General features: G+C 57.2%; 23 protein-coding genes and 2 pseudogenes. 9 read left to right on the top strand and 16 right to left on the bottom strand.

Features of this window, described 5'->3' with window-relative positions:
• Positions 1-397: 397 nt before the first annotated feature.
• Both ACZZZP_RS15130 and ACZZZP_RS15125 read right to left on the bottom strand, forming a co-directional pair.
• Entirely contained in the window at positions 398-844 is a 447-nt protein-coding gene (locus ACZZZP_RS15130; RefSeq protein ID WP_463383291.1) for a hypothetical protein, read from the bottom strand.
• Between the two features lie 206 nt (positions 845-1,050).
• Positions 1,051-1,659, bottom strand: a complete 609-nt coding sequence (locus ACZZZP_RS15125; RefSeq protein ID WP_463383290.1) for a hypothetical protein — start codon at positions 1,657-1,659, stop codon at positions 1,051-1,053.
• 415 nt (positions 1,660-2,074) lie between these two features.
• On the opposite strand from ACZZZP_RS15125, the gene ACZZZP_RS15120 reads away from it, so the two are divergent.
• On the top strand, positions 2,075-2,497 hold the full coding sequence (locus ACZZZP_RS15120) for a VOC family protein (RefSeq protein ID WP_122493644.1): 423 nt from the start codon (positions 2,075-2,077) through the stop codon (positions 2,495-2,497).
• Between the two features lie 211 nt (positions 2,498-2,708).
• Here the strand turns inward: ACZZZP_RS15120 and ACZZZP_RS15115 are convergent, their stop codons facing one another.
• A complete protein-coding gene (locus ACZZZP_RS15115; protein ID WP_463383289.1) occupies positions 2,709-3,083 on the bottom strand; it encodes a cupin domain-containing protein in 375 nt (124 codons plus the stop codon).
• Between the two features lie 68 nt (positions 3,084-3,151).
• Between ACZZZP_RS15115 and ACZZZP_RS15110 the strand changes: the two genes are divergently transcribed.
• On the top strand, positions 3,152-4,039 hold the full coding sequence (locus ACZZZP_RS15110; RefSeq protein ID WP_463383288.1) for a LysR family transcriptional regulator: 888 nt from the start codon (positions 3,152-3,154) through the stop codon (positions 4,037-4,039).
• Positions 4,040-4,186: 147 nt separating this feature from the next.
• Here ACZZZP_RS15110 and ACZZZP_RS15105 read toward each other — a convergent pair whose 3' ends face one another.
• The 9 genes and pseudogenes from ACZZZP_RS15105 to ACZZZP_RS15065 form a co-directional block, all read right to left on the bottom strand.
• Complete coding sequence (locus ACZZZP_RS15105) at positions 4,187-4,918, bottom strand: hypothetical protein (protein ID WP_463536652.1); 732 nt, start codon at positions 4,916-4,918, stop codon at positions 4,187-4,189.
• Between the two features lie 375 nt (positions 4,919-5,293).
• The gene (locus ACZZZP_RS15100) at positions 5,294-6,064 is read right to left on the bottom strand and encodes an SDR family NAD(P)-dependent oxidoreductase (RefSeq protein ID WP_463383286.1); all 771 of its coding nucleotides are present in this window, start codon (positions 6,062-6,064) and stop codon (positions 5,294-5,296) included.
• A gap of 364 nt (positions 6,065-6,428) precedes the next feature.
• The gene (locus tag ACZZZP_RS15095) at positions 6,429-7,298 is read right to left on the bottom strand and encodes an AraC family transcriptional regulator (RefSeq protein ID WP_463383285.1); all 870 of its coding nucleotides are present in this window, start codon (positions 7,296-7,298) and stop codon (positions 6,429-6,431) included.
• A gap of 131 nt (positions 7,299-7,429) precedes the next feature.
• Positions 7,430-8,020: an SMI1/KNR4 family protein gene (locus ACZZZP_RS15090; protein ID WP_463383284.1), complete on the bottom strand. Its 591-nt coding sequence runs from the start codon at positions 8,018-8,020 to the stop codon at positions 7,430-7,432.
• A 322-nt stretch (positions 8,021-8,342) separates the two neighbouring features.
• Positions 8,343-8,780 (bottom strand): annotated as a pseudogene (locus ACZZZP_RS15085) (methyl-accepting chemotaxis protein); the annotation flags it as partial.
• Positions 8,781-8,882: 102 nt separating this feature from the next.
• A pseudogene (locus tag ACZZZP_RS15080) lies at positions 8,883-9,653 on the bottom strand (PAS domain-containing protein); the annotation flags it as partial.
• A 418-nt stretch (positions 9,654-10,071) separates the two neighbouring features.
• A complete protein-coding gene (locus ACZZZP_RS15075) occupies positions 10,072-11,325 on the bottom strand; it encodes a phospholipase D family protein (protein ID WP_122493635.1) in 1,254 nt (417 codons plus the stop codon).
• 325 nt (positions 11,326-11,650) lie between these two features.
• Positions 11,651-12,004 carry a hypothetical protein gene (locus tag ACZZZP_RS15070; protein WP_122493634.1) on the bottom strand — a complete coding sequence of 118 codons (354 nt, stop codon included), beginning with the start codon at positions 12,002-12,004 and terminating at the stop codon, positions 11,651-11,653.
• A gap of 233 nt (positions 12,005-12,237) precedes the next feature.
• Positions 12,238-13,134 (bottom strand): LysR family transcriptional regulator, encoded by an 897-nt coding sequence (locus ACZZZP_RS15065; RefSeq protein WP_463383283.1) that lies wholly within the window; start codon positions 13,132-13,134, stop codon positions 12,238-12,240.
• Between the two features lie 144 nt (positions 13,135-13,278).
• Here ACZZZP_RS15065 and ACZZZP_RS15060 point away from each other — a divergent pair, with 144 nt between their 5' ends.
• Together ACZZZP_RS15060 and ACZZZP_RS15055 are read left to right on the top strand one after the other, a co-directional pair.
• A complete protein-coding gene (locus tag ACZZZP_RS15060) occupies positions 13,279-13,833 on the top strand; it encodes a hypothetical protein (protein WP_463383282.1) in 555 nt (184 codons plus the stop codon).
• Between the two features lie 145 nt (positions 13,834-13,978).
• On the top strand, positions 13,979-15,271 hold the full coding sequence (locus tag ACZZZP_RS15055; RefSeq protein ID WP_463536651.1) for an MFS transporter: 1,293 nt from the start codon (positions 13,979-13,981) through the stop codon (positions 15,269-15,271).
• Between the two features lie 37 nt (positions 15,272-15,308).
• Here ACZZZP_RS15055 and ACZZZP_RS15050 read toward each other — a convergent pair whose 3' ends face one another.
• Positions 15,309-15,977, bottom strand: a complete 669-nt coding sequence (locus tag ACZZZP_RS15050) for a TetR/AcrR family transcriptional regulator (protein WP_463383280.1) — start codon at positions 15,975-15,977, stop codon at positions 15,309-15,311.
• An 83-nt stretch (positions 15,978-16,060) separates the two neighbouring features.
• Here ACZZZP_RS15050 and ACZZZP_RS15045 point away from each other — a divergent pair, with 83 nt between their 5' ends.
• The 4 genes from ACZZZP_RS15045 (at position 16,061) to ACZZZP_RS15030 (ending at position 20,047) form a co-directional block, all read left to right on the top strand.
• Complete coding sequence (locus ACZZZP_RS15045; protein WP_463383279.1) at positions 16,061-17,542, top strand: flavin-containing monooxygenase; 1,482 nt, start codon at positions 16,061-16,063, stop codon at positions 17,540-17,542.
• Complete coding sequence (locus ACZZZP_RS15040; RefSeq protein WP_463383278.1) at positions 17,539-18,456, top strand: alpha/beta fold hydrolase; 918 nt, start codon at positions 17,539-17,541, stop codon at positions 18,454-18,456. Before ACZZZP_RS15045 ends, ACZZZP_RS15040 begins: the two co-directional genes overlap by 4 nt.
• Positions 18,453-19,274, top strand: a complete 822-nt coding sequence (locus tag ACZZZP_RS15035; protein ID WP_463383277.1) for an SDR family NAD(P)-dependent oxidoreductase — start codon at positions 18,453-18,455, stop codon at positions 19,272-19,274. The genes ACZZZP_RS15040 and ACZZZP_RS15035 overlap by 4 nt, the downstream gene beginning before the upstream one ends.
• 242 nt (positions 19,275-19,516) lie before the next feature.
• Positions 19,517-20,047, top strand: coding sequence for a DUF1569 domain-containing protein (locus ACZZZP_RS15030; protein ID WP_463383276.1), 531 nt, complete (start codon positions 19,517-19,519; stop codon positions 20,045-20,047).
• 148 nt (positions 20,048-20,195) lie between these two features.
• Here ACZZZP_RS15030 and ACZZZP_RS15025 read toward each other — a convergent pair whose 3' ends face one another.
• The gene (locus ACZZZP_RS15025) at positions 20,196-20,600 is read right to left on the bottom strand and encodes a helix-turn-helix domain-containing protein (protein WP_463384729.1); all 405 of its coding nucleotides are present in this window, start codon (positions 20,598-20,600) and stop codon (positions 20,196-20,198) included.
• A 219-nt stretch (positions 20,601-20,819) separates the two neighbouring features.
• Here ACZZZP_RS15025 and ACZZZP_RS15020 point away from each other — a divergent pair, with 219 nt between their 5' ends.
• Positions 20,820-21,281: a RidA family protein gene (locus tag ACZZZP_RS15020; RefSeq protein WP_463383275.1), complete on the top strand. Its 462-nt coding sequence runs from the start codon at positions 20,820-20,822 to the stop codon at positions 21,279-21,281.
• Here ACZZZP_RS15020 and ACZZZP_RS15015 read toward each other — a convergent pair whose 3' ends face one another.
• Both ACZZZP_RS15015 and ACZZZP_RS15010 read right to left on the bottom strand, forming a co-directional pair.
• Positions 21,282-22,241: a LysR family transcriptional regulator gene (locus ACZZZP_RS15015; RefSeq protein ID WP_463384728.1), complete on the bottom strand. Its 960-nt coding sequence runs from the start codon at positions 22,239-22,241 to the stop codon at positions 21,282-21,284.
• A gap of 355 nt (positions 22,242-22,596) precedes the next feature.
• Complete coding sequence (locus tag ACZZZP_RS15010; protein ID WP_463536650.1) at positions 22,597-23,511, bottom strand: LysR family transcriptional regulator; 915 nt, start codon at positions 23,509-23,511, stop codon at positions 22,597-22,599.
• Positions 23,512-23,642 lie beyond the last annotated feature (131 nt).

The raw sequence follows: 23,642 nt of genomic DNA, 5'->3' as shown, positions 1-23,642 counted from the left end.
ACCGCATGGCAGTGAGAGCGCCGAGCACAGTCTGCGCACAAAGCAGACAGCCTAGTTCCGTTTTCTTTCCCATACGATGTGTTTTACGCACCGCAGCGATCACCGTTCGGAAAAGGGGGCAGATTTATTCAGTAGCTCTAATTAGAGTCGTTTAATAAATCTGTCCCTTTTGCCGTCCCCTTTTGCCCGAAGCAGACATCGAAATCTCCTGCCGGACGCTATCCCCGTAGGGTGTCCGGTGCGCACCGAAGCGATCACCGATCTGGCTTGGTGCGCACTGCGCACCCTATAAAAAGCGACCTTGCGTTCATATCGTAAATATCAGTTTCTAGCTGCTCGCAGCTTCTCGTAAACGGCAGCAACCGGCCGGTTTTTCTGAGCAGTCCAGGCTCGCCCCCTATGGGATATCGAGTCCAGATGTGCAGATGCACGCATCAAGCGCTTGATCTGGGGACTCCCCTTCATACAAGGGCAGCCGAAGCTCCAGGGCCGTGGCGATCACATCGAGGCTGACATCTTTAAACGTCACGACCCAATGTCTCTCGGCATCGGATGTGTTCGGCGACGTGGCTGGAGAATGCTCTATCAAGTGAAACTCATACGGGGATAAACCCGCCTTAAAATGCGGATGTCTCGACAGCGATTCATCTGTGATGTTCAGAATTCGATGTTCGATCAGTTGCTTGAACACCACGACCGAAAACCATCCATCGATCTGGTCTTCGAAGCAAACATAAAGATGCCCATTAGCTATCCGAGTCGCTGGATGTGCCCAGGTAGGAAACCTTGGGGCGTCGTTTAAAACATGAGCCTTGGCTGTTCGATTATTGAGAGTTGAGGCCATGATCAATCCGAGACGTGAATCGTGAAAACCGGGACACCGGACTAATCGAGCTGCTCAGGTGAATCTGCCAAGGTAGGTGACCGTCGCAGTGCTTTCAGGCATACGCACGACAGGTTTGACCTGAGCAGAAGTAGAGCGTCGGTCAGCCCAGACTGCATCAGCCGCAAAAGGGGACAGGTTGAACCACCCCCCTATCCCCCGCGTCATTACTTACAGTCAGCAAGGAAACTTGCCAGATCTCTTCCGCTGTCCGAAAGCATCCGATTATCGGCAGCACCACCCGTTGCACCAGCCAGCGCAAAGATCCCGCCATACTCCATCGAGTTGTGATAGATGTGAGTTTCATGCACGATTTTCTTCGCAGGGTACTCGTAGAAAGTGACTTTCAACAGAACGGCTGAACTTCCGGCGGAGGAACCTGAAGCAAATCGTTTTTCCCCGTTGACATACTTTATCTTTTCAACTACTGGAACAATTACCAGGCCGCGCGCCGCGTCAACAGACTCCGCGCCATGGATGTTTTCAATAAACGATGCCTGTACTGCAAGCTCCTGGTTAAAAACCTCTTGTATTCTTTTTATTGCCCGAACGTTTTCTGCGTCGCTTTTGTAATCAGGATGGACGTCTATAGGGGCAACCATCACTTGCGAGTAACTTGAAACCTTGAAGCCGGGCGGTAGCCTTGTTTCTTTCGGCGCGTGAATATTTGTTTTCGCGCAGCCCGCGAGCACAGCCGACAACATAACCAGAAAATATACACTGCGAAAATTACGGCACTCTATTCTTGTTCTTCTGACTTTGGATATATCGAACATCTACCGCTCCTTAGCGATTGCGCGTTGTGATCTGTAGCGCCGTGTGGAAGGTCGCGATGATAAGCGCTCAAGTAGGCACATAAACGTGCGCGTGGATTTATTTTTGCAGCGCCCTGTCTATTGGGGTGAACATTCGGACCCGGGAAAATAACTCTACAGCTTCTGCCCGTTATTCGCGCGTTGACGCTGCCCACTCTTTGCCGCGTCTCGATAGCCCCCTCGCTACTCGGCTGGCGAACCCCCCGCCTTGGCAAATGCTGGAACGCACGGTCGAGCAGCGCGCGAGTGCGTGGTCTGCGCAAAATGCTGATGAAAACAAAGGGGACAGATTTATTAAACGACTCTAAATTAGAGCTATTAAATAAATCTGTCCCCTTTGTTGTCCCCTTTGTTGCTCTTACTTTCCGGAACGCATATGCAACCTAGAATCTCAGTCATCACCCTCGGTGTCGACGATTTGGACAGTGCCGTGGCTTTCTACCGAGACGGCCTAGGACTGCCGACCAACGGAATCGTCGGCACAGAATTTATCAACGGCGCCGTCGCGTTCTTCGACCTGCAAGGCGGGCTCAAACTGGCACTGTGGCCTCGCTCCAGCCTGGCTGCTGACACGGGACTTCCGCATAGGCCCGGCGGTCTTTCTCAATTCACCCTTGGTCACAACGTATCTTCAAAAGCGGACGTCGACGCGGTGATGCAACGGGCCACCGAGGCTGGCGCCACGCTGGTAAAAGCAGCGCAAGACACCTTCTACGGGGGTTACGCTGGCTATTTCATGGACCCAGACGAACATCTGTGGGAGGTGGTTTTTAACCCTCAGATGATGCCGAAAGATTAAGCGGCGAGCCCGCTTACGAATGTCCGCTTCTGGCCGGAAGCTGCCCGTCGTAGACGGCCGCAATCGGCCAAAAGCGGAGGCTTAGCGCAGAAAATCTGTCCCCTTTTTCACTAATCGACAGGCAGCCTTCGACCAAAATCCGACGTCTCGAATGCGCAAATTGAATCTGCGCTCTGCTCAATCAAAAACGCGTTTTTGAAGGCGACGTCCCTTATCTCAGCTGGCGCTCGATGGGTACGGTCCGGGCGCTGACTTCCTCTCCCGTATGACGCGTGGTAACGGTTTCGATCAGCACAATGCCGCATTCTTCAGAAGCTACCGGGTTGTGACGGACACCCTTTGGAATCACGAAAAATTCGCCGGGCTGCAAAACGACGTCGCGGTCTTCCAGCTGAATATTCAGCGTCCCGTAGACCACCATAAACATCTCATCTTCATCCGCGTGGGCGTGCCACATCAGCTCGCCTTTGAGCTTGGCCACTTTGATGTACTGGTCGTTGACATGGCCAATAACCTGCGGAGACCAATGCTCGGTGACGTTGGCCAAAGCTGCTGCGATATTGGTGCTGTTGCCGCTGAGCATCATGAATAAGACTCCAAAAAAGGAGCCCCACCATACGTGCGCCGCGCGACGCCCCATATCGAATGTTTATAATGAAGCCATTAGTAACCCTAATGGATGCCGGCATGCCCGCACCTCTCCGTACCGTCGATTTAGTGCTCGTTCGCAGCTTCGTCACCATCGCTGAAACAGGCAGCATCAGCGCCGCCGCTCGCCAGTTGCATCTGACGCAAGGGGGCATCAGTCAGCAGATCAAACGGCTCGAAACCTTCTTCGGATGTCAGCTTCTCGAACGAGACTCCAGCGGCGCAAGGCTGACAAATCGGGGCCTGGACTTCTTGCCTAACGCGCGGCGTCTGCTCGACCTCAACGACAGCCTGTGCCGCGAAATGATCGGCGCAAGCGTGCCGGAGACGGTCAAGGTGGGCGTGCCCCATGACATGGCCGGATCGCATTTTGCGGACGTGCTAAAAGCCTTTGCCGCCAGGCATCCCGAGGTCGAAGTCATTGTTGTGCCTGGCTCATCGTTCGAGCTGATGAATGCTTTCTCCAAGGGGCAGATCGATTTGACGGTCAGTCAGTGCCTGGCGAACGAAGCGGTCGGCGAGCGCCTGTCTGTGGAGTCGCTGGTCTGGATAGGCGGCTCACAAGAGCCGGTTAGCCAACGACCCTTGCCGCTATGTTTCATCACGCCGACCTGCGCGTTTCGCCGTCCCGTGTTTTCACTGCTAGGCGAATCCAACATCAGCTGGCGCGTGATATTCGAAAACTCCTCGGTTGAAACCACTCTCGCCACGGTAAAAAGCGGCCTGGCACTGACGCCGTGGCTTCGCTCGCTTGTACCGGATGATTTTCAGGTGCTGGGCGATGATTCAGGACTGCCGAAGTTGCCAGATTTCGCGGTCGAGCTTCATGTTTCGCAGAGCGCTGCTCAGGGGGCATTGGATATGGCGGAGATCATTCGTGCGCAGTTGTCTTGATCGAAGCGTGAGCGAAAAGGGGGCCGCCATTAACCTCATATCCAGCTGCCATGAACGCCCGCATAAATTCATCGGCCGCCCGATCAGTTCCCTCACTCTCGCACAGCGCTTAAACGCAAATGCAGAAATGCATTAGCGATCACGCGTTTAGTCAGTAAGCGTGGCCAACACCTTACCGTCTCTGCGCTGCACGATGGTCTTAGGCGCTACGGGCTGTGAGCCGTCGGCGCCCGGAGGCGGGGTTATCAACCAGGCATCCGCATAGTCTTCCCGAACATGCCGCGGATTGAAGCGGATAGCGCTTGCCGCCAGATACCGGCGCTCTGCGAGTGCCGCATCGTTCGAAAGCACCGCACTTTTGACTTCATAGAGCTTTCGCTCTGCGTCGAGCGCAATGCTGGCATCCGCAAGCTCGAAACTATCGATACGCACCGGCACGCCTTCTGGCGTATCGAGAACCCAGCGGTCGGAATCTACAAACCCATCGGTATAGACATTGCCGGTGGAAGCACGGAGCGACGTGCCTTTGGGGAATTTGATGCCATCGACTGCATTGCCCTCGGCAAGCGTACAGCTGCTGAAAGCCGAAATGCCGCCATCAGGCTTGAGCTCAAACTCCACCGGTTGCAGCGCATCGCACCGCCAGCCGTTCTGCATCGTCGTGCCGTGGCCGGTAATCCGCATGTTTTGTGGTGTGAAGCCCACAGTTTCATATTTTTCATTGGTTTGAATCGCGATGTAGCGGGCTACTTCGATGGCATCGATGTCGACCATTCGCACCGGGCTTGGAAATACGGCTCGCTTGAAGGATTCCGTTTGATCCGCAACGGCTAGTTCGAGTTTGGTGCCTTTGGGCATGTCGATCTGGCCAAGGCGCATCGGCTCCTGCAGTTCCGGCCGATAACTTGCCTCTCTCTGCCGTTCAGAACTACGCATCTGAAGATAAAAAGCCGCGCACTGCCACAGGGTAAAAAAGCGCACACGCGGTGATAAGCGCGTAGGGCAGGAGGACGGGGCGGCGCCGGCGACCTGTGGAATATCGAACCACCAGCCTTATCGTCCACCCGAACCAGAAAAGCGTCGCGGCGAAGAAAAAGGAGAGGTAAAGCAGTAGTTCGACTGAGGGCAGTGCGACGGGGATCATGCGAGCCAAAACTTCCTGGATGGGAACAAAGAGGAGTGGGAACAAAGTGGACAGCTGGTCAGACGAGGCAGGGCGGGTTGACAGCTCTTAACGTTCAGCGATTAAAAGAATCACCAGGCAATGGCTTTGTCGTTCCAGTCCCAGAAGGTTCCGCTGTCGGACGGCCCATGCTTTCCCACTACATCAATTATGCAAGCCGCTGAGAAAGCCGGTTCGAACAGTTGGCCATCAGGCACGTTCGCCTGGAAGGGTTGAGACAGCTGCGTGTCAGTCGTGCCTGGGTGTATTGCCAGGACAGTCGAGGCAGGGTTCAGACGTTTCAATTCGATACTGGCCGTATGTAGCAACTGATTCAGCGCGGCCTTGCTGGCTCTGTAGCTGTACCAGCCACCCAGTCGATTGTCGCCAATAGAGCCAACTCTCGCCGAGAGCGCCGCGAAGGTATAAGGTTGTTTGCGCAATAACGGGAGTAGGTGCTTAAGCAGCAGGATTGGAGCAAACGTGTTGGTCGCAAAGCTTGCTTGCATGCTCGCAAGGGTAAGTTGAGACAGGCCCTTTTCTGCTTTTGCGCCGTCCTGATGAAGAATGCCCAGGGTACTGATGATAAGGTGCAGATGGTCGCATCCCTCAAGCGTCTCGCTCACAAGTGCTTCGAGGGATTGCTCATCGCGCGCGTCGCAGTCGACTCGCTTCAAGCGTTCGCCATACTGATCTGCAAGCTCTGCCAGTTCAGCGCAGGTGCTAGCTTTTCGCGCTACTGCCCATACCTGAGCCACATCATGGCGAGCGAGCAAAGACCCGCACAGCGCCAAGCCGATGCCTCGGCTGGCGCCGCATATCAGCACATGGGCTTCGCTGTTCAATTCGGGTATCAAACTCATAAGGCACCTTGAGCAGCATGGCGGAAATGTTGACGACTTCGAAGCCTTTGTTATGGCTGCTTCTGGCCCTTAGCAGCCTGCCGCGCTGGGCTGCAAACGGCCAAAAGCAAACTGAATCGTACTGGCCGATAAATTCACTGTGGGCACACTGTGAGCACCCCTATTCACTCTTTCCGCAAACCTCCAGGATCAGGTTTCGGAGCCATTGATGAGCAGGATCAGCGCTGAATCTCGGATGCCAAAGCAATGAAACGCTGAACTGCGCAACACGCAAACATGGATAAGGGGACAGCTTTATTAAGCTGCTCTAATTTAGAGTCGTTTAATAAATCAGTCCCCTTTGTTGCTTCACGCCTCTTCGTCTCTAGCGCAGCGGCACGTACACATCCGTTAGCCACTGATCCTGGGGCGTCTGCGGGTAAACGCTAAGGTATTCGAAAAACAGTGACTGATCGCGAAGCTCCTCACCGCTGGTGGGTAGCCAGTCGCGGTAGATGGGGTAGATGGTTTCACCGATATGATCCGGGGAACCCGTATGCCGCACCACGGCGTAGCGCCCGCCGGGAATAGTGAGTTCGTGAATGTCGAATTCGTTCGCTGCCACGGGTTGCTGAATCTCGCCGCAGATAGCGAAGCGAAATTCGTGCGCCGGGGTGGTATCGGGGTTGCTGTACGGGATGCCAAAGCTGCGGCTTGAGGCCACTGGGGATTGCCCGCTGTGCATGCGCCATTGGATGAAGGTGTTGACGCTTTCATCGACCCGCTCGGGAGGGCCGCGGTGCTCCAATGCGGCGACGCGCACAGGCGGGAGCTCTACGATGTGTACGTGCATGATGACGGTCCTTGAGAAGTGAGGGATAGCGAAGACCGTATTCCACACCTGCCAACTGGGCGCCTTTCTGAATGCGCTGGGTGACAACCCAAACGCTCGGCTGAATGCTCGGCTAAAGGCCTCAGGGCTTTCAAAACCGGCGTTGAGTGCGGCGCTCAGCACCGAGTGATCTGCCCTGGCCACCAGGCAATGTGCCGCGCGCCGCAACCGCATCAGTTGCACATAGCGCGAAACCGTTACGCCGACGAACGCGCTAAATTGCCGGTGGAAGTGAAACACTGAAAAGTTCGCCACCTGGCTCAACGTCTTCACCGACAAATCGCCATCGAGATTGGCGTCTATATAAGCGAGCACGGCGTCGAAGCGTCGTGTGTAAGCAGAAGGGAGCGGCAGATCAGACACGGTGCAGAGATTCCTGGAAATAAGGTCAGCGCTAGCGTCGACGACAGCGCCTTGTCCGTGCCTAGCCGCAGTTGCTCAAAGGGGCGTCGCGATCACCCATCGGCATTCGCCCGTGCCGATTCAAGCGCGAGCTACTCTTCCTCATAGATAAACGCATAGCCCTCGTCAATCAGCTGTTGCAGGTACTGATCGAAGCTCTCGGCTATCACTATGTAGCTGTCGGGATCATGTAAAAAACGCACGACCTGCCCCACGGTACCGCCAGGCGCCGGATTGAAGTCGATGTACAACATTGAGGTCCCGCCATTGTTCATGCAGTGCGAGAAACACAGCCGGTCGGCCATGCTCAACTCAATGTTGACACCAGCCCCGACGGTGTCGGGTTCTTCTTTCAGGTAATCCCCGTAAATCTGCGCAATGCTTTCGGTGTAAGCGTCCGCGTCCTCGAGAATTTGCTCTACGGAGCGCAGGTAGTAGGGGTATTCGAATACGTCGGAGCCGAGCATCAGCAACGTCACCGTGCCGCCTGGGTATTCCCGAAAATGCGTGCCATCAATCTTGCTTAGCAGTTCCAACAGACTGGCTGGGCACAACGGGTAGCGCGCGGTGAGCCGCTGTAAATCCTCGGTCGATGCACCGTGGACACGCTGCAGCTGCTCTACGCTTTCTTCCGACGAGAGAGCCTGCTGCAGACCAACAAGGTAAGTATCCACAAGGTGCATGGTGGCGGCTTCTCTAACAGGCTGGAGGGGCACTCATGCTAATTCAAAAGTAGATGCTCATACTTGGGATCTCTCTGAATTATTCCCCTACTGTGATGGGCTAAGCGAGTTGAGACCCCGGGTCCTCAACACGACACATCACACCCTCAACATGAGCGCGACATAAGCAAGCTGTACTATTGGCTCCGCGCCTAAAGACGCGTCCAGTTCTTGCTGTTGCCCATAGGGTAAGAATTTTGGTTTTCCTCCCTTTAAACGTTCGCGCCTGACTATTTGCGGCCCGCCATCACAGGCAGCTATCGGCCTGAAGCGCAGATGATCGCTATTTCAGCTGATTAGCGAACCGCCCCACGGCGCTGACGACCTGTTTCGCACCGTCTTGTATTTGCACAATCACAGAGCCAGCTTTATTGGCTAGCGACAAACCTTGCTCTGCCAGGTGTTTGCTGCCTGCCATATCTTGTACAGCTTTAGTCACCAGATCCTGGTTCTTGCTTACCACGCCTACGATTTCTTCCGTAGCTGCGCTGGTGCGTCCCGCCAGCTGCCGCACCTCATCGGCAACAACTGCAAAGCCTCGCCCTTGTTCGCCCGCTCGGGCAGCCTCGATAGCTGCATTGAGTGCCAGCAGGTTGGTTTGCTGGGCGATGCTGCTGATGGTTTGCACCATCGAATTGATCAGGTGTGACTGCTTGCCGAGGTCTTCGATGCTTTTGGATGCAGACTGCATCTCCAGCGATATCTGGCGCATGACTTCAACCGTTTCGCGAACCACAGACGCACCTTCCTGGGCCGTAGTGTCGGTATGTTGCGAAACGTCGTAGGCGATGCCTGCTGCTTCGTTTACTTCAGATTCCCTGTCCACTTGGTCGGTGATAACGGTGGCGAATTTGACGAACTTATACAGCTGGTCCTGCGCGTCGTAGACGGGGTTATACGAGGCTTCCAGCCAAATGGTGCGCCCGTGGCTATCAAGCCGTTTAAACCGCCCGGCGACAAACTCGCCTTTGTTTAATGCGTTCCAAAAGGCCGTGTAGGCGGGAGATGAGGATTCGTCGTGGTCGCAAAACATGCGGTGATGCTTGCCCTTGATTTGCTCCAGGTTGTAGCCCACGGCCTGAAGAAAGGGCTTGTTCGCGCTTAGGATTGTTCCATTGGTGTCAAATTCGATGATGGCGGTCGAGCGCGAGAGGGCTTTTAGGAACGCTTCGTTTTCCCGGGCCAGATCCATCGAGGCCGTCACATCTTTGCCGAAGAATTTGATGTGAAGAAGTTTGCCCGCCTCATCTTTCACCGGTTGCCATAATCCCCACAGCCAAATCAGGCTGCCATCGGTGTGCAGGAAACGGTAGTTGTCGCTGGTGGAGTGCCCCTTGGCCACTGCTTCACGCAGGTTGCGATAGCAAGGGAGATTCACCACGTAGCTGGGAACTATCTCGCTTAACGGGCGGCTGATGGATGCGCCCGCGTAACCCAGCACATTAAGAAACTGAGCGTTGGCTTCGATGATGTTGAAATGTTCATCAACCGTAAGCGCCAGGGTTTCTTCTGTAAAAGCTGTCAGCAGCTGTTGTTGCAGTTTTATCTGTTTTTTTGCGTCTTGAAGTTCTTGTTTGAGCCGCCGATTGAACATTGTCATCTCCTGAAATAACACCGGGCATTTTCTGGTTTCGGCATCTGTCGCATCCGCAACAGCGCCTTCAAAAATGAGCCCGAGCACGTCCTGTAACGACGCTGAATGCGCGTATGAATCAGCGTAGCTTTGCGCTGGAACTACGCGGCGCTATCCGACGACCGCGCAGAGGCCTCTAAAGGTCCGTTTTTGGCCGCTTTGAGCCTGTCGTGTCAGGCCGGAGTCGGCCAGAAGCAGCAGCTCGGATGTGTCTACGAAACTAGGAGCGACTCAGTTTGCTTGATACACCTGAGCCACTTCTTAGGAACTGGCTTTTTTGTCGGTTTTCGATCAACACCTTCGCTGTCTCAGGATGGTGAGCTGTAAGAATAGGGCGATGGGCCGCTTTCCAGTGGCGCCCTGTAGCCTCGTCTAGCCCTCAGCCCCGCCGGCGGGAAGCGCGAGCTTCGGCCACACTGCTACGCCTGTCCGGGTCGTAGTAGATCGCATCGAGCAATGCGGCGCGGCCATACCACAGTTGCTGTTCCTCATCGGACTCTGGCAATTCTTCCTGCCACCAAGGCATGAGCTGCATGGGCTCAATGAACCGGTCCCAGTAGTTGTGCAAGGTGACGGTCGAGAAGGCTGTACCGAAGGCGGCAGCTAGGCCCAGTTCATTCGGGCCACAGTAGCAAAAGAAGTAGTCCGGCCGCTTCATCGCCAGCAGACGCGTGCCAATGCCAATCCACGTCGCCGCCGCACCGGGTACCCGTAGGAATCTGCTAACGAATGCTTCGTAGTGGCGGCGCTTCACGGGGCCCAGCAACGGTATCTGGTCCAGGGCGCATGAGATTGCCACGGGTTCGTTTTGCAGGGCAGCGAAGGCCCGGCCAGACGAATTCATTTGCCCGAAGAGCCCCCAATCCAGATCCTCTACGGAAGAGCGGTGCAGTAAGCCGCCGATCCGGCGTTGGTCGTTTATGGGCAGGTCAGCAAAAGTGGTGGTGTCGGCGAACAGTTGCCGGGCTTGCGAGAGCACCTGTATCCGCCCCGGCAGGTCGTTGGCCCTGTCCGCCTGGACGCTGGCCACGTAGTGCTTCCAGTTCATGCCATTGAGATCAGCGTTATTACCTGACCCGCTTCGCACGAAAGGCTTCCTGATGCGGGTGAATGCCTTCAGCTCCTCCAAGGCGTCCTTTGCCCGGGCCTTGTTGGCCTCGTAGGACTGGATGAAATCGTCGTCGATCGACTCGGCGCGGGCCCACTGTTGGCGGATGAAGTCGTGGAACGACACCAGAGCAGGGTCTTTTCGGCCGCCCTGCAGAAACACGCCGGCTTCGATGTTGCGGGCCATGCCGGCGCCGGTGAGGTTTGCACTACCCACATAGACGCAGAGCTCATCACCCAGGTCGAAGCTGTAGACCTTCGGGTGAAACATCGGGGCGGCGTCCGGAGCAAAAACCTTGGCCGGGGTGAAGTCTTTGCAGGCCACCAGGCACTTCGTATCGCTGAAATAGCGCGTGGTACCGATAACCAGGTGGGTCATTTTCGCCTTGTTGGCGATCGCCGCCTTAAACACCGGATTTTCCGTGCACCACGCGCTAGCCCAAGAGAACGACTTGCACTGCTTGATCAGTTTGAGCAACTTCTGACTGGTTTCTTTGGAGCCGGTTACCGGCGATATGGTGGTCATCCTTGGTCTTCCATAAGGCTGGGTTTAGCTCAGCGTGAGATCATCATTGCCCTGCCAGCCACGACGTAGCGCATCGGTTTGCACAGCCCGGTCGGCAAGACCCAGTTGTAGCGATCATCGCTTTCTACCCGCTGTAGCGCCAGCGGCAAACTCGCCCAATCCGCCTTGCAACGTGCTGTCGAAGGAAATGCCGGTGCTCAAACGACTTGGGGTGTGGGACGCGGCAGTCCAGGCGGTCACTGGGGCATTCCGCGAAGATGGGCCAGCAGACGCCTGAAGACTTGCTAGCAGCAGTACCTTTTTGTCTCCCTCAGTACCCTGACGCTCAGCTTTCGGCGCCGGAGCTTTCTGCGCGGCGGCCAGCATTGCACTGCCAGTCGAGCGGAAGCAGGGCCTGGCCATCCACGCGGTTGGCGATCAACCATTCCAGCTTGCTTGGCACGTCGCTGGCATTGTGCGTCGCGGCGCACTCTTGGCAGACCGCCACGCCCTTGGGGGTGTACCAGTAGCGAGTCGGCGTGGTGCAAAGTGCGCAGGGCTCAGCAGGCGTGTGGCTCGGCGCGTCGTCGTGCCTGATGGTGATAATGGGTTTTCTCGTTACTTGGATCTCGGGGTGGGCTCTTTGCGCGGTTTCGCGCAGGAAACCAATGATTTGCTCTTCAGTAAAACGCTTCCTCATGTCCAATCTCCTTGCTGATGGGATTGGACTCTAAAGCGACGTGCTACTCAAATTTGGGGAGACGTCTGCTGGTTGAATCGCCTCTGGTTTTGTAGTCACAGCCGAATCTCATCGCAGCCGTACCACCGGCTACTTCTGGCCGTTAGCAGCCTGCCGCGATGGGCTGCAAACGGCTAGAAGCACACTTCATCGTACTGCCCGATAAATTCACTGTGGGCACACTGTAAGCACGCCTATTCACTCCGTCCGCAAACCTCCAGGATCAGGTTTCGGAGCCATTGATGAGCAGGATCAGCGCTGAATCTCGGATGCCAAAGCAATGAAACGCTGAACTGCGCAACAGGCAAAGGCAGCGGGAAACTATGCATGCCCTCGCGCAAGCTCGCGGTATGGCGCTCGGGAACACTGGCGATCAGATCTGACCCGCGAGCCAGCCCCAGCGCGATCGAAAAACCACCGACAATCGTAACGATCTTCCGCTCCAGTCCGAGGGGCCGCAGCGCGTCATCTATGGGGCCTTTATCTATCCCTTCCCGCGACACGGAGATGTGCATACCTTCTGCATACCTTTCCGGCGTAATTTTGCCGCGACTTAGCGGATGCCCGGCTCGTACAACACCCACGTATTTATCCCTGAACAAAGACTGGCCCCTCAGCTCGGGAGCCGAGGCTAGATTTATAACGCCGGTTTCGAGATCAACGACTCCGTCCCGTAATGGCTTACTGTCTTTGTCTGGCTTGTGCATAAAGAACAGCCGCACTCCCGGAGCCATTTCTCCAATACGCGCGATAAGCGCGGGGCCAAAGTTTTCAGCAAAACCTTCACTGGTCCTGATCGCGAATGTCCGGTCGAGTTTTTTCAGATCGAGAAGCTCGGTTGGGCGCAAAACTTCCTGCGCATCGCGAACAAGCTGAGCAACACGTTCACGCAGTTCGATCGCCCTGGGAGTAGGAACGAGCCCACGTCCGGCCCTGACCAATAGTGGATCACCTGTGGTTTCTCTAAGTCGCGCAAGTGCTCGGCTCATCGCCGACGGGCTGAGCCGTAGGCGTTTGGCTGCGCGCGTGACGCTACCTTCAGCGAGCACCGCATCGAGGGTAATGAGTAGATTGAGGTCTGGATTTGACATGGTTGTATGGTAGCCCAGCTCGTTCGAGGCATGGCGTCAGGCGCAACAATAAAGTGCAAACCGTGCGCCTTCCGCCATGCCTGGAAGCTTCATACAGTTCGCTGCATCGGCACATGTGTACCGATGCGGACGAAGAGGTGGTGTATGAATTCGTTAAGCAGGTTTGTTGAGCGTGTCCAGTCAGTGTGGGGCCCGCTCAGCTCTGAAGTGATCGCAGGCTGCCAGCAGCAATTAGGTGAGCTCGTAGAAACGCCTGTCACCGAACCGTGGTTGAGCGACCTTCACCAGCAGGCATTGGCTCAGCAAGAGCTGTATCGAGATCCGGTAAACGGTTTTTTGCTGTTGGCACACGCCGAACCTGAAGGGCTCTACCGGCCGCCACATGATCACGGTCGTGGCTGGGTCATTTACGCCGTGCAGTGCGGTGAAATCGAGATGGGTAGCTATGCCAGCGTGCAGGCCCCGGATGGCCGGGTGAAACTGGTAAAACGCGGTTCCACCCGTGTGAGCGCCGGCCAAACGCAGGTCTACCTGCCGGGCGATATTCACGATACGCAATGCATCTGCGGACCGGCTTTGCTCTTTCGCTTCACCGAGCGGGATTTGAGGATTGAGGATAAACAGGCCCGCAAGCTGACACGGTACATCGAGCAGGGTGGTGATTGGGTTCCGCAGACCAGCGCACTGCGCAATGGTTGAAATCGTGCCGCGCCGCCCAGCCTCAAGAGCCGGCCGCCTCGGCACGCAGATTGAACGCACAGCCTCATCGGAGCATGCCGTCGAGGCGATATCTGTCGGCGCAAAACCGAGGCAGCTGGCTGCCGTTAGCTCAGTGCTGGCCGCCATGGTGCTGGTGGTGCTCAACACGGCGATAGTCAACATGGCGTTGCCGGCCATCGCCCAATCGCTGCACGTGACACCTGCGCTGTCCATGTGGATCATCACGGCCAACCAGGCGGCGCTGTTGGTGGCTTTGCTGCCCTGTGCAGCGCTAGGTGAAGGCCTTGGTTACCGCAAAGTATTCAGGTGGGGATTGGTGCTTTTTCTCGGCGCCACGCTGATGTGTGCACTGGCCCCTACGCTGTATTGGCTTATAGCTGCGCGATTGCTTCAGGGGCTTGGCGGTGCTGCGATCATGGCGCTCGCGGTGGCACTGCTTCGCCACGTGATACCGAGCCAGCAACTGGGCGCCGCCATTGGATGGAATGCCCTTGCGGTCGCCCTGGCATCAGCAGCAGGCCCCGCGATGGGCGCAGCAATTCTCAGCGTGGCAGCCTGGCCTTGGCTGTTTGTTGCACTGCTTCCCTTGGGGCTTTGGGTGATGCTGGCGAGTCGGGCTTTACCCGCGGTGGACGGCACCGCGCGCGTACCCGATCTGTTGAGCATTGCACTGAATGTCGGCGCCTTTGCTTCGCTGGTCATAGGCGCAAGCGTCATCTCTAGCCACCCTCTATTGGCTGCAGCATTGCTGGCCATCTCAGTTATTCAGATGAGGCTTTTGGTCAGGCGGGAAGGGCACAAGGCGGCGCCACTGGTTCCGCTTGATCTGCTCAGATCCAGCGCGTTCCGCATTTCAGTTATTGCCTCTGTGCTCTGCTTTGCCGGGCAGACTGCAGGGCTGGTGGCGCTGCCTTTCTACCTTCAGCACCGCCTAGGCCAAGAGGTGATGACAGCAGGCTTTTACATGATCCCCTGGCCGCTAACCGTCGCGCTGATAGCGCCATTGGCTGGTCGCTTTTCAAACCGATGTTCGCCCGCCTGGTCTTGTTTGATAGGCGGCATGGGTCTTTCGACAGGGCTCGCGGGAGCTGCGCTTTGGCCTGTGCAGGAAAGCCTCATGGCGCTGGTGCCATTGACGATGCTTTGCGGTTTTGGCTTCGGGCTTTTTAACGTGGCCAATAACCGCAACATGTTCCTCTCGGCTCCGATAAGCCGAAGTGGGGCGGCCGGGGGAGTGCAGGGCACCGCTCGCTTGCTCGGGCAAACTGCTGGCGCAGTCATCATGGCGCTGATATTCGATCTGGTTCCTGTCGATGCTGCGCCTCAGCTTGCCCTCGGCGTGGGCGCTACGTTGACCTTGTTGGCAGCCCTGATGAGCACACTGCAAAGCAGACAGACATACGGCTACCCATCTTGAGGGCGAGTCGCCCAGCAGCCTTCAAAAGAAACCGGCGCTATTTACCGGGCGCTGTGTGCAGCTGGCTGACGGTTCCCAGAATCACCTTCACGTTGGATTCCACCACCAGCTCGATGGGCAATTCGTAGCGGCTGTGTACCCAGAGCATGCCGGTCTGTATGACCGCGCCGGCCAGTGCGGTGCCAACCAGCTGCATCTCCCGTGGGTCATGGGTCGCCACCGGCACGCCGGCGCGGCCCAGAAAATCCATCATCAGCGCCGCAAAATCAGAGACAGACTGCATGTACAAGGCATCCACCCGCGGGCTCACACCCAGCACTTCGCTATGGGTGATTCGCGCGAAGCGTGGGTTGGCCATGGCTTCGAAGAAACAGGTCAGGCCGGCCCGCGTGCGCGCTTCCACGTCGGCGTCGGCGTCGCTCAACACTTCGCTCAAATGCGCTCGATAGTCGCCAACCAGGTGTTCGTAGCAGGCCACCAACAAGTCTTCCATGGTCTCGAAAGACTCATAAAAGTAGCGATTGGTCAGGCCCGTCGTGGCCGTCAGGGTGCGCATGGTGGTGCCGTGGAAACCCACGGTGCCAAACAGTTCGATGCCGACTTCGATAAAGCGTTGGCGCCTGGCGGCTGCGCGCTCGGTCACGGCGATGCCGGAGTAGGTGCGCTCGGTCGAACTTTCGATTGGGAAATTGGCGGTGTCTGTCATTCGCGAATCGTACAGCGTTGACAACGCTTGTTGCCACAATCAGAGTAGTGAGAACAAACGTTGTCACAATAAGAGTGAGCCCCATGACCGAAGCACACCGTGGCCTTGCGCCTGTCGATGTATTAATTATTGGTGCCGGATTATCTGGCATCGGCGCGGCGTATCACCTGGGCAAGCAGTGCCCAACGCTGTCGTACACAATCATCGAGGCTCGCGCTGATTTGGGCGGCACCTGGGATCTGTTCAAGTATCCCGGCATTCGCTCCGACTCCGATCTGTTCACGTTCGGGTACGACTTCAAACCCTGGGTAGGCGAAAAAGCCATCGCCGACGGCCCGTCGATCAAGGCCTACATCGCTGAAACCGCGCGCGAGAACGGAATCGCGCAGCACATTCGCTTCCGTCAGCGGGTGGTCGATCTCAATTGGCACAGCGCCAAACGCTGCTGGGAGGTCACCTTGCGCGAGGAAGACACGGGCGAGGAGGCGACTCTCGAAGCGCGCTGGATTTTCAACGCTGCCGGCTATTACCGCTATGAGGAGGGGTTTACCCCGGCCTTCGCTGATCAGGCGCTGTTCCAAGGTCAGATCGTGCACCCGCAGCACTGGCCCGAAAACCTGGACTATGCCGGCAAACGTGTTGTGGTCATCGGCAGCGGCGCGACCGCCGTGACACTGGTGCCTGCGCTGGCGGAGCAGGCGGCGCACGTGACTATGCTGCAACGCACGCCGACTTATGTACTGCCCGTACCGTCCCGAGACCCGCTTGCGCGGCGCATCCGCCCACTGTTGGGGACCACCATCGCCCACTCCCTGGCGCGTCGTTTCAATATTGCCAAGCAGCGTTGGGTGTACGCGTTCTGCCAGCGCTACCCGGTGGCCGCCCGCAAGCTGATCCGCAGCATGAACACCAAGATGCTGCCGGCCGGCTACCCCGTGGACGTGCACTTCAATCCGCCCTACAACCCTTGGGAGCAGCGCATGTGCGCGGTGCCCGGTGGTGATCTGTTCAAGGTGATCTCCAGCGGCGAGGCGTCTATCGTCACCGACCAGATCGAGCGCTTCACGCCCGCCGGTATCCAACTGCGCTCGGGCGAGCATATCGAGGCTGATGTGATTGTCACCGCGACCGGGCTGAACCTGCAGCCGTTGGGCGGCATTGTGCCGAAGATTGACGGGGTTCAGCTGCGCTTGGCCGAGCACGTCGCCTACAAAGGCATGCTGCTCAGCGGCATTCCGAATTTCGCCATTGCGGTGGGTTACACCGCGTCCTCGTGGACCCTGAAGATTGGCCTGCTCTGCGAGCACTTCACCCGCCTGCTCGGGTATATGGAGGCGCGCGGTTACGCCGTATGTACGCCCAAGGCTGACCCGACTATGGAAACCGAGCCGCTGCTGAATTTTGGTGCCGGTTACGTGCAGCGTTCGTTGGCGCAACTGCCGCGGCAGGGCAAGGCGTACCCCTGGACCATGTCGTGGAACTACGCGGCGGACGTAAAAATTCTGCGCAACGGTGAGGTCGATCACCCGGCGTTGCAATTTCTGCCCAAGGCGGTGACGCCATGAGCCTGGCCGCCCATAACGAACAGTTCGCCACGCTGCCCAACGGGCTGAAGCTCTGCTACGCCAGCCATGGCGATGAAGCGGCTCCCACCATTTTGCTTATCGTCGGGCTGGGGCTGCAGCTGGTCTACTGGCCGGCAACATTGATCGACCAACTCGTCGCCGGGGGCTTTCGTGTCATCTGCTTCGATAACCGCGATGCCGGCCGGTCGTCCCGCATGGCGACGCCTCATCCAAGCAAATGGCATCAGCTCACCGGCAAAGCGCCGGCGGGTGCCTATGGCCTGGAGGACATGGCTGACGACAGCGCGCTTCTGCTCGAACATCTGGGTATCGAGAGCGCGCACCTGGTGGGCATGTCGATGGGCGGGATGATTGCCCAGGCCTTGTCGTATCGCCATCCGCGCAGGGCCAGGTCACTGGTTTCCATTTTCTCCACGACGGGCAATCGCAAGGTGGGCCAGCCCGCAGCGTCGACCTTGTGGCGTATGGCGCGGGCCAAGGCGCCGCGTACAGAAGCCGACGCGATAACAAGCTTTCGTCAAACGATGATGCACATCGGCGATGCCACGGCCACCGGCGCTCACGCGTTGTGGGACAGCTACGCACGGCTTGCCTGGACGCGTAACGGCGAGCGGGCCGATGCCCGTGCGTTGTTCCGCCAGATCGGCGCTATTTTGAAGTCCGGCGACCGCACCCCGCATCTCACAACCATTCAAGCGCCGACCCTGATCGTGCACGGCGGCCAGGACCGCATGGTGAACCCCACCGGTGGCCTCGCCAGTGCCCGGGCGATACCCGGCGCAAGCCATGAAGTCATCGCAGACATGCGTCATCAAATCGATGCCCCTCAAGGTGAACGCCTTGCAGCGCTGATCCTCAACCACATTCACAGCCATGCAGGACAACAACAATGAAACTCGACAATCAGGTGGCAGTGCTGACCGGTGCAGCCAGTGGGATTGGTCGCGCATTGGCGACCGTGTTGGCTGAGCGTGGATGTCACCTGGCACTGGTTGACCGTGATGAAGCCGGCTTGCGTGCAACCCTGGCCTTACTTCCACAGCGCGGCAAAACGTACAGCACGCACGTGGTCGACCTGGTTGATCGTCAGGCCATCCGCAACTTGCCAGGCGAAGTACTCAACATCCACCCGACCGTCCACCTGGTCATCAACAACGCCGGCGTGGCGCTTGGCGGCACGTTCGAGCAGGTGAGCGAAGAAGACTTCGACTGGGTTATGGACATCAACTTCCGCGCAGTTGTCGACAGCACGCGCGCCTTCCTGCCCATTCTGCGCGGCAACGGCGCACCGGGCCGAATCGTCAACCTGTCGAGCCTGTTCGGGCTGGTATCGCCACCGGGCCAGGCCGCTTACAGCGCCAGCAAATTTGCCGTGCGGGGCTTTTCAAACAGCCTGCGCCACGAGCTAGCACGCACCCCGATCGGCGTCACCGTGGTGCACCCCGGCGGCATCGCCACCTCTATCGCCAACAACGCGAAAGCGCCGCAAGGCGTTGATGCCGTGGAAATCGAACGGCATAAAAAAGAAATGAACAAAGTGCTGAAAATGCCTGCAGAAAAAGCCGCCCGCATCATCGTGCGGGCCATTGAAAGCGATAAGGGCAGGGTAATCGTGGGAGCGGACGCGTTGCTGCTGTCGATATTCGAACGCCTGATGCCGGTGAGCCATTGGGGCTTGGTGGAGCGGTTGATGAAGCAGCCGCAGCGTTAAGAATTAGCCGCGCTGTGACGGGAATAAATCCGTCCCCATTGTCCTGCTACTCAGCGAGTACAGGGCGTGCGCCCAGCCCTCGCTAGGTGCACCGTGTGGGTAAAAAACACATTTGTATCCAGACACTGCCTACCGCGGCACCGTCCTATATCATGGCGCGCCAATTGGAGGGGGGCTACTGCGAGCGCATGGGTTGCCCGGCGCCCTTGGGGCTGACACTGATCGCAGTTTATGGAGCTGGAATGAACAGACGACAAGTTTTGACGTTGGGCGCCATCGGCGGTGCGGCGGCGCTCGGCGCAGGTTTCTGGGCGTTGCCGACCGGCGACCGCGCGGGGGCGCTGAACATTGAGGGCGCGCAAGACCTGTTGCGTACACTGGAGGGCAAGGCGCTGGTCAGCGTTCAGGGCTGGACCCCGGCTGAAGTGTTTAACCACTGCGCGCAGAGCATCGAGTACTCCATCAGTGGCTATCCCGAGCTCAAACCAAGTTGGTTCCGCAGCAGCGTGGGCCCGCTGGCGTTCAGCGTATTTGCCGCGCGTGGGGCCATGCGGCATCCGTTGCACGAGGCCATTCCAGGTGCAGCGCCGCTTAGTGAACCGACTAGCCAAGCCTTGGCCCTCAGTCGTTTGCAGCAGGCCTTTAGCGATTTCAGCCAGTATCAGGGCGAATTGCAGCCGCACTTCGCCTATGGCGCGTTGAGTCATGCTGATTACGTTGAGGCGCACGTGATGCACCTTTATAACCACATGAGCCTCATTCGACCGGCTTGATCTGGCGTGCGAGTAAAGGCGAAACCCCCTGCGAATGGACAGGTGGATAGTGGCAGATGTGTTCTCTGCTCAATGTACTGTTTACTGACGTTGACGACAGGCAGCAATCGGCCAGAAGCAGTCACTGAGGAAAGTTAGATCGGCCGTCTTACGCTGGACGTACTATTTGGCAGCCAACCGCGTCCCCGCGCCAATTGCTCGGATTTGTGCCTTCAGCTTTCAGAAAAGAGCGGGAAAAGTGCGCCTGATCGCAAAAGCCGCATTCGGCCCCGATCTCCGTTAGCGTCTTTTCTGTTCGTACGATCATTTCCTTCGCCTGACGGATTCGATGCAGCTGTCGCCATTCCTGCGGCGACATTCCAGTGGTCCGTTTGAATGCTCTGGAGAAATGACTTCTGGACATCAGACATGCTTTCGCAAGCTCCGATACCGTCAGCTTGGTGCCGATATTATCCGCAATCATCCTTTTGGCCATGCGCTCCCGCCAGGAAGCCAACCCTCCGCCCGCTGGCACCCGTTTAGGCTCACTTAAAGGTTTGGATTTGGAACAAATGTCCGAGCGCGATGAGTTCGCCACAACAGAGTCTCCTGAAATGGTTGGCGGTGAGAACGCTTAAGTTAGCGGATGATCACAGCAGACATGTTTGCGTTTTTGCACTCTCGGTGGCGCTTTTTTGCGCCATTATTGCTGCGTCAGCGGTGCTAGCCTTTTCGTCCCGACAACGCCGCTTTTCGCAGAACGAGGCGGCCTTTTTTCAGATGGAGAAATGCGATGGCAGCAAGGCACTTGGACAATAAAGACACCGCGTACTGGGGCGTCCCATGGGAAGAAGCGTATGGGTATCCTCAGGTCAGAAAGGTAGGAAACGATATCTACGTGTCCGGGCAGTTCAATCACGATGAAGAGGGAAATCTGGTCGCGCCGGCACCGCTGAATGGCGAGGGTCGACCTAGTGATTTTTCGGCGATGGGAGAGCAAATGCGTACCGCCTACGACAATATTTCCAAGTTGCTGGCGTTATACGGAGCAACTCTGCAGGACGTCGTTGAAGAGACGCTTTTTGTGCTGGATATGGATGCTGCGTTCGCCGTCGTTGGCAGAGTTCGTAAAACTGCTTTCGGCACTGACCGACCTCAGTGCGCGAGCAACATTATCGGCGTATCGAGATTGGCGCAGCGTGCACAGCTGATTGAGATCGCCTGCAGGGCTGTAATTGGTGTCAAAGCCCAGTAGCTACTCGCCCCCTTCAAACTCGCCAACCCGGGTAGGTAACTGCCCTTCAATCAAGGCCTTTTGCTCGGCTACTGCAGCGGAGCAGAAGGCCATGAATGCCTTAACACGCCATGACTTGCGAATGTCTTGATGGGTGAGCAACCAAAGCTCATCGTTCAGTTCGGCGACTGATGCACCCACTCGCGCCAATCCAGGCGTTATGTCGCCTAGCATGCAAGGCAGAAAACCAAAACCCAACCCCGCCTCAATTGCGGCGCACGCCGCAGCAACCGAATCGGTTCGATAAGAAATATCATCTGCCCTAACTCTGCATTCGACATAACGTGCGGCTTTTAAATTGCAGAGGCTTGCGGAGTAAGAGACCCAGGCTTGGCCGTCAACGAACAGCTCTGGAAAAGATGTGAATGGAGTCAAAGCCCGGCCATAAGGCGCCCACGCAATCGTTGCGAGCTTACGTCCGACAAGACTGTCTGCTGGTTTCTTCGTCGCCCTGACCGCGATATCAGATTCGTCGCGCGCCAGACTCAGTGTTTCGTTCCCCACGAGAACCTCTATTGCTATTCCCTCATTCGCGGCTTTGAAGTCAGCAATGATGGGAGTGAGAAAATGGAGCAGCAGAGAGTCGCTCGTGGTGATACGAATTTTGCCTTTGGTCCCTTTTCCTGAGCGGGAAATGCGTCGGGTGACGCTTACGATGTCGAGCTCCACACGCTCACTGAGTGCCTTCAGCTCTGCTCCCTCAGCGGTGAGCATGTAGCCGGAACACCGATGGTCAAATAACGAAATCCCGAGTGTGTTTTCGACCTGAGCCACACGACGAGTAACTGTAGATACGTTGACGCCCAACTTCTTTGCAGCTGCGGATCGGCTACCGCATTCGCTGAGCGTTTTGATGATGCGCAGATCGTCCCAAGCAAACTGGCTCAATGCATCAGGCGAGTCTAGTTTAGAGCTGCTAATTACAGACTTTGCGGATGGAGCGCCTTTTGCCGATTTCACGTCGAAGCCTTTCAAATATCCCGTTCGGTCATCATACGGAAACGGCTTGTTTGCGGGAACGCGCGGTGGGCCTTAACGATGTGCTCGTTACTACTTTGATCGAGCTGTTCGGTGATGACTCCGGATCGTACGTGCGCGGCGATAATCGCCAGCACTCAGTCGAAGGAAAAAGGGGACTGTTGGCGTAGTCGCGTGTTTGAACCGGACAGGTCTGGTTCTGCTTACTGGGACAGAGGCCGCTTATGGCCGATAGCTCCTAGTTTACGCCGCAGCTATCTGCCAAAAATGGACGCTCCAAGCAGCGCATGACGTGCCCTCACACCGCCGCAGTTGGATTGGCGCTTTGTTCCTGAAACACGGCGCTCACCCAGTCCACGAACACGCGGACATTAGGCGACAGGTTTCGTCGATCCGGAAACAGGACGGAAACCGTTTTTGGCTCCGTTGGTACGTTCGGTAGAACCTCTACGAGGCGCCCGCTATCGATGTGTCGCTGCAACGCGGGGCGTAGCGCCTGAACAATCCCGATTCCCGCCAGCGCGCAGTACAACAAGGCTTCGGCATTATCGACAACGATGCCGCTGCGCATTTTCACATCCGTAGTCTCGCCGTCGACGATGAACCGCCAGGGCATGATCTGGCGGCGCTGTTTAACCATGAAGTTAACGGCCCTATGTTCCTTTAGATCGTCCAGCTGGTTTGGTAAGCCGTGTTTCTTCACATAAACGGGAGCTGCGCAGGTAACCAGTGCGACCTCGCCTACACGCTTGGCAATCAGGCTCGAATCAACCAGATCACCAAGGCGCACGGCGCAGTCAATCCCTTGCTCAATCAGGTCATTGAGGCTGTCGGAGGTGCCTAAGGAAATCTCCAGGCCAGGGTAGCGTTCCATGAACTCGGGCAAGCGCGGAATGAGCACCGCGTGGCCCAGTACGGTCTGCAAGTCGATATTGAGCTTTCCTCGCGGGGGGCGGGTCGGGGAGAACCAGTCCAGGGTTTCCGCCAGGTCGGCAAGCGTCCTCAGGCTGCGTTCGTAGAACTCATCGCCGGCCGGCGTGGTGTTCACTCTGCGCGTGGTGCGGTGCAGTAACTGCACGCCCAGTTCCTGTTCCAGATTCTGGATGACCTTGGACAGCGCAGGGCGATGGACATGGAGCGCTTCGGCGGCTTTTGTGTAGCTCCCACGCTCAACCACCGCCACAAACATTTCCATGGCTTCAATTAAATTCATCGCCATCCTCTACAGGGTTGTGCACCGGGCTGGGGGGCTTGGGCACAGAGGATGATAGCCGAGCAGGTTTACCTGACCCACCCGCATAACCACAAAAAAGCCACCGCCGTCAGAAGCAAACAGCGATGGCT

The sequence above is a fragment of the Pseudomonas sp. AC211 genome, from assembly GCF_979258055.1.
Note: the sequence above shows the minus strand (reverse complement) of the source record. Positions and strands in the feature narration are given on the sequence as shown.